This is a genomic window from Rubricella aquisinus, assembly GCF_014199445.1.
Classification (GTDB): domain Bacteria; phylum Pseudomonadota; class Alphaproteobacteria; order Rhodobacterales; family Rhodobacteraceae; genus Rubricella; species Rubricella aquisinus.
The window spans coordinates 1-5,976 of sequence record NZ_JACIJS010000019.1 but is presented as its reverse complement, the minus strand read 5'-3'; the positions used below and the strand labels follow the sequence as shown (position 1 = coordinate 5,976).

Sequence of the window (5,976 nt, the reverse complement as noted above, 5' to 3'; positions counted from 1 at the left end):
AGCTCTTTGACATATATATCTTTGATGAAGGGATATGTGGGCGGTTTTGGTTAGGTCTTTAGGGATCGATTGAAGAAGTTTGCATATCCGGCACTTAGGCCAGCGATGGTCGATGATAGTGTGTCAGCTTCACGTTGTTATGTTTTTGGACATAGCAGCTTGATAGACGGATGTTGAGGTTTAGGCCTTGATGTCTGGATGTGCGAAGGTTCGAACGTCAAGAACGGCTGTTATGGTCGTTTCAACTTGAGAGTTTGATCCTGGCTCAGAACGAACGCTGGCGGCAGGCCTAACACATGCAAGTCGAGCGCTCTCTTCGGAGGGAGCGGCGGACGGGTGAGTAACGCGTGGGAACGTACCCTCTTCTGCGGAATAATCATTGGAAACGATGACTAATACCGCATACGCCCTTCGGGGGAAAGATTTATCGGAGGAGGATCGGCCCGCGTTGGATTAGGTAGTTGGTGGGGTAATGGCCTACCAAGCCTACGATCCATAGCTGGTTTGAGAGGATGATCAGCCACACTGGGACTGAGACACGGCCCAGACTCCTACGGGAGGCAGCAGTGGGGAATCTTAGACAATGGGGGCAACCCTGATCTAGCCATGCCGCGTGAGTGAAGAAGGTCTTAGGATCGTAAAGCTCTTTCGCCTGTGAAGATAATGACTGTAGCAGGTAAAGAAACCCCGGCTAACTCCGTGCCAGCAGCCGCGGTAATACGGAGGGGGTTAGCGTTGTTCGGAATTACTGGGCGTAAAGCGTACGTAGGCGGACTGGAAAGTTGGGGGTGAAATCCCAGGGCTCAACCCTGGAACTGCCTCCAAAACTAACAGTCTAGAGATCGAGAGAGGTGAGTGGAATTCCGAGTGTAGAGGTGAAATTCGTAGATATTCGGAGGAACACCAGTGGCGAAGGCGGCTCACTGGCTCGATACTGACGCTGAGGTACGAAAGTGTGGGGAGCAAACAGGATTAGATACCCTGGTAGTCCACACCGTAAACGATGAATGCCAGTCGTCGGGTTGCATGCAATTCGGTGACGCAGTTAACGCTTTAAGCATTCCGCCTGGGGAGTACGGTCGCAAGATTAAAACTCAAAGGAATTGACGGGGGCCCGCACAAGCGGTGGAGCATGTGGTTTAATTCGAAGCAACGCGCAGAACCTTACCACCTTTTGACATAGTGATCGCGGGACCAGAGATGGTTCTTTCAGTTCGGCTGGATCACATACAGGTGCTGCATGGCTGTCGTCAGCTCGTGTCGTGAGATGTTGGGTTAAGTCCCGCAACGAGCGCAACCCTCGCCCTTAGTTGCCAGCATTTAGTTGGGCACTCTAGGGGAACCGCCGGTGATAAGCCGGAGGAAGGTGGGGATGACGTCAAGTCCTCATGGCCCTTACAAGGTGGGCTACACACGTGCTACAATGGCAGTGACAATGGGTTAATCCCCAAAAGCTGTCTCAGTTCGGATTGGGGTCTGCAACTCGACCCCATGAAGTCGGAATCGCTAGTAATCGCGTAACAGCATGACGCGGTGAATACGTTCCCGGGCCTTGTACACACCGCCCGTCACACCATGGGAGTTGGTTCTACCCGACGACGCTGCGCTAACCTTCGGGGGGCAGGCGGCCACGGTAGGATCAGCGACTGGGGTGAAGTCGTAACAAGGTAGCCGTAGGGGAACCTGCGGCTGGATCACCTCCTTTCTAAGGACGATCCTGTTAGATTGGCTTGCCAATCTGAGGATCAACTTAGCAGAGACGTAAGTCTCTTATATACTCTGAAGGTCCGATCGGGACCGTCCTCATATCCCTTCATCAAGAGCGATCGCCGGAGGCGATTGCGGAATCGCGGTAGGTTATTGCGCAGCAATCACCGTAAGCGAGTGGTTCGGCCCTCTCGGCATTTGCTTTTTGCAAACGCCTGCCGGGCGACGTCGACTTTGCCGATGCAAAGTCAACTGGGTCGGTAGCTCAGGTGGTTAGAGCGCACGCCTGATAAGCGTGAGGTCGGAGGTTCAAGTCCTCCTCGACCCACCAAGTCTTTTGGCAAGTCAAAAGACGTTGCGCGACAGTTGATTGCGCAGCAATCAATGAGAGCGCTTTGTAAAAGCACTTGGGGCCTTAGCTCAGCTGGGAGAGCGCCTGATTTGCATTCAGGAGGTCAGCGGTTCGATCCCGCTAGGCTCCACCACTTACAATTTGCGGAGCAAATTGGAAGCATTTGGCAGTTGATTGCGCGGCAATCATTGAGAGCCTATCTGGTGCGGGGTTGGTCATCGGGCTGACACACGATCAAATCTCTAAGGTCATGTTGATGATCTTAGACGTTTGATTATTCAAACGATTTACATCGTATAGAGAGAAAAACACGAGACGTTTCTTGTGTTGCTTCAAGTGTGAAGTGACATGGATCGTACTTGTCTTTTTGGTGTGATGGTATCTTCCAATACTGTTGCGCACGCATCCTTTTGGGGATGGGGTCGGTCGAAGGCCGGAAGGAGCAAGTGGCGCGCGAGCGCTAGATCAAAGGAAACAGTCTTTCCAAGTCAGAAAACACTGACCGGGATGTGTGAAAGGATACTTCGGTATCGTTTGCATATCCCATGGGAAAATGAACCGGCTCTGTTTGCCGACAGGACGGTTCATATGAGAATGTTGAGGCTGATCCTAGATGGATCCGGCGTAAGCCGGACTTCTTCTGGATCGGATCAAGCGCGATAAGGGCGTTTGGTGGATGCCTTGGCGGCAAGAGGCGATGAAGGACGTGATACTCTGCGATAAGCTTTGGGGAGCCGAGAATAGGCGTTGATCCAGGGATTTCCGAATGGGGCAACCCACCTGACATTCAGTTATAAACTGCGTTAGTAGTTTATAGCCGGGTGAGACAGGTACTTTCTTACTGAATATATAGGTTTGAAAGAGCAAACCCGGGGAACTGAAACATCTAAGTACCCGGAGGAAAGGACATCAATAGAGACTCCGTTAGTAGCGGCGAGCGAACGCGGACCAGCCAAGCCTTGAGTGTGAGTGGAACCGGATGGAAAGCCGGGCAATATGGGTGACAGCCCCGTACACGAAGCATGATGGGATGTATCAAGTAGGGCGGGACACGTGAAATCCTGTTCGAAGATGGGGGGACCACCCTCCAAGGCTAAGTACTCCTTGCCGACCGATAGCGAACAAGTACCGTGAGGGAAAGGTGAAAAGCACCCCGACGAGGGGAGTGAAACAGATCCTGAAACCGGACGCCTACAAACAGTCGGAGCATCCTTGTGATGTGACGGCGTACCTTTTGTATAATGGGTCAACGACTTGGTCTATCTAGCAAGCTTAAGCCGTTAGGTGTAGGCGCAGCGAAAGCGAGTCTTAATAGGGCGCATGAGTTAGATGGATCAGACCCGAAACCGAGTGATCTAGGCATGGCCAGGTTGAAGGTGCGGTAACACGCACTGGAGGACCGAACCCACATCCGTTGAAAAGGATCGGGATGAGCTGTGCCTAGGGGTGAAAGGCCAATCAAACTCGGAGATAGCTGGTTCTCCGCGAAATCTATTTAGGTAGAGCGTCGTACGAATACCCTGGGGGGTAGAGCACTGGATGGGTAATGGGGGCTTACCGCCTTACTGATCCTAACCAAACTCCGAATACCCAGGAGTACTATACGGCAGACACACGTCGGGTGCTAAGGTCCGGCGTGGAAAGGGAAACAGCCCTGACCAACAGCTAAGGCCCCTAATTCATGGCTAAGTGGGAAAGCATGTGGGACGACCAAAACAACCAGGAAGTTGGCTTAGAAGCAGCCATCTTTTAAAGAAAGCGTAACAGCTCACTGGTCTAGATAAGTTGTCCTGCGGCGAAGATGTAACGGGGCTCAAGCCATGAGCCGAAGCTTTGGATGCACACTTATGTGTGCGTGGTAGCGGAGCGTTCTGTACAGCGGTGAAGGGTGAGGGTGACCGATCCTGGAGCGTACAGAAGTGAGAATGTTGACATGAGTAGCGATAAACAGTGTGAGAGACACTGTCGCCGAAAGTCCAAGGGTTCCTGCTTAAAGCTAATCTGAGCAGGGTGAGCCGGCCCCTAAGTCGAGGCAGAAATGCGTAGACGATGGGAACCAGGTTAATATTCCTGGGCCAGGAGGATGTGACGGATTGCGAAGATTGTTTGCCCTTATTGGATTGGGTGAGCCGTTTAGCAGTCCCTGGAAATAGCCCTCCATGAGACCGTACCCTAAACCGACACAGGTGGACTGGTAGAGAATACCAAGGCGCTTGAGAGAACTGCATTGAAGGAACTCGGCAAAATGCCTCCGTAAGTTCGCGAGAAGGAGGCCCGGTTCGTAGGCAACTATGGGCCGGGGGCACAAACTAGGGGGTGGCGACTGTTTACTAAAAACACAGGGCTCTGCGAAGTCGCAAGACGACGTATAGGGTCTGACGCCTGCCCGGTGCCGGAAGGTTAAGAGGAGGAGTGAGAGCTCTGAATTGAAGCCCCGGTAAACGGCGGCCGTAACTATAACGGTCCTAAGGTAGCGAAATTCCTTGTCGGGTAAGTTCCGACCTGCACGAATGGCGTAACGACTTCCCCGCTGTCTCCAATGCAGACTCAGCGAAATTGAATTCCCCGTGAAGATGCGGGGTTCCCGCGGTCAGACGGAAAGACCCCGTGCACCTTTACTACAGCTTCAGACTGGCATCAGGCCTGACATGTGCAGGATAGGTGGTGGGCTTTGAAGCGGGGACGCCAGTTCCCGTGGAGCCATCCTTGAGATACCACCCTTGTTACGCTTGATGTCTAACCGCGGTCCGTTATCCGGATCCGGGACCCTCTGTGGCGGGTAGTTTGACTGGGGCGGTCGCCTCCCAAAGAGTAACGGAGGCGCGCGATGGTGGGCTCAGGTTGGTCGGAAATCAACCGTCGAGTGCAATGGCAGAAGCCCGCCTGACTGCAAGACTGACAAGTCGAGCAGAGACGAAAGTCGGTCATAGTGATCCGGTGGTCCCGCGTGGAAGGGCCATCGCTCAACGGATAAAAGGTACGCCGGGGATAACAGGCTGATACTGCCCAAGAGTCCATATCGACGGCAGTGTTTGGCACCTCGATGTCGGCTCATCACATCCTGGGGCTGGAGCAGGTCCCAAGGGTTCGGCTGTTCGCCGATTAAAGTGGTACGTGAGCTGGGTTTAGAACGTCGTGAGACAGTTCGGTCCCTATCTGCCGTGGGTGTAGGAGATTTGAGAGGAGTTGCCCCTAGTACGAGAGGACCGGGGTGAACGTTCCACTGGTGGACCTGTTGTTGCGCCAGCAGCAGTGCAGGGTAGCTATGAACGGACAGGATAACCGCTGAAGGCATCTAAGCGGGAAGCCCCCCTCAAAACCAGATCTCCCTATTAGGGCCGAGGTAGACTACCTCGTCGATAGGCTGGAGATGTAAGTGCAGCAATGCATTCAGTTGACCAGTACTAATCGCCCGATTGGCTTGATCCGCTTCAGTAGAAGTCCGGCTCAGCCTCAACACACATTCTCATCAGTGAGAAAACCAACAGTGCAACCTGGATAAGACAATCTCGTGTTTTACGATCTATCAACCTTAACGATAGATCTGTGTATTCTATAGGTTTGGTGGTCACAGCACGAGGTAAACTCCCGATCCCTTCCCGAACTCGGACGATAAGACCCGTCGCGCCAATGGTACTGCGGCTTAAGCCGTGGGAGAGTAGGTCGCCGCCAAACCCATCGAATACACTCCTCTCTAAACGATCTAATAAACAACACCCGACATACCCGTCGGCCCGGTCGCGGGATGGAGCAGCCCGGTAGCTCGTCAGGCTCATAACCTGAAGGTCGTAGGTTCAAATCCTACTCCCGCAACCAAATACTCCCATGCAATACAATGCCCTAAGCCTCGCCTAACGCGAGAATGCTTGCGTTGCCCTTCCGAGTGTGGAAGCACTGTGGACGCAAACAACCCAATG

3 tRNA genes and 3 rRNA genes are annotated in these 5,976 nt (G+C 53.2%); all 6 read left to right on the top strand.

The features are described 5' to 3' along the window. Window positions 1–242: 242 nt before the first annotated feature. The 6 genes from FHS89_RS16150 to FHS89_RS16125 all read left to right on the top strand — a co-directional run bounded on the left by FHS89_RS16150 (window position 243) and on the right by FHS89_RS16125 (window position 5,875). A 16S ribosomal RNA gene (locus tag FHS89_RS16150) occupies window positions 243–1,705 on the top strand. A 256-nt stretch (window positions 1,706–1,961) separates the two neighbouring features. Continuing rightward, window positions 1,962–2,038 (top strand) — tRNA-Ile (locus FHS89_RS16145). A 78-nt stretch (window positions 2,039–2,116) separates the two neighbouring features. Further along, window positions 2,117–2,192 (top strand) — tRNA-Ala (locus tag FHS89_RS16140). A gap of 515 nt (window positions 2,193–2,707) precedes the next feature. Then, a 23S ribosomal RNA gene (locus FHS89_RS16135) occupies window positions 2,708–5,488 on the top strand. A gap of 131 nt (window positions 5,489–5,619) precedes the next feature. Next, window positions 5,620–5,734: ribosomal RNA gene (gene rrf, locus FHS89_RS16130) — 5S ribosomal RNA — on the top strand. Together the 16S, 23S and 5S rRNA genes with 3 tRNA genes alongside form the textbook arrangement of a ribosomal RNA operon. 64 nt (window positions 5,735–5,798) lie before the next feature. Further along, window positions 5,799–5,875, top strand: a tRNA-Met gene (locus tag FHS89_RS16125). Window positions 5,876–5,976 lie beyond the last annotated feature (101 nt).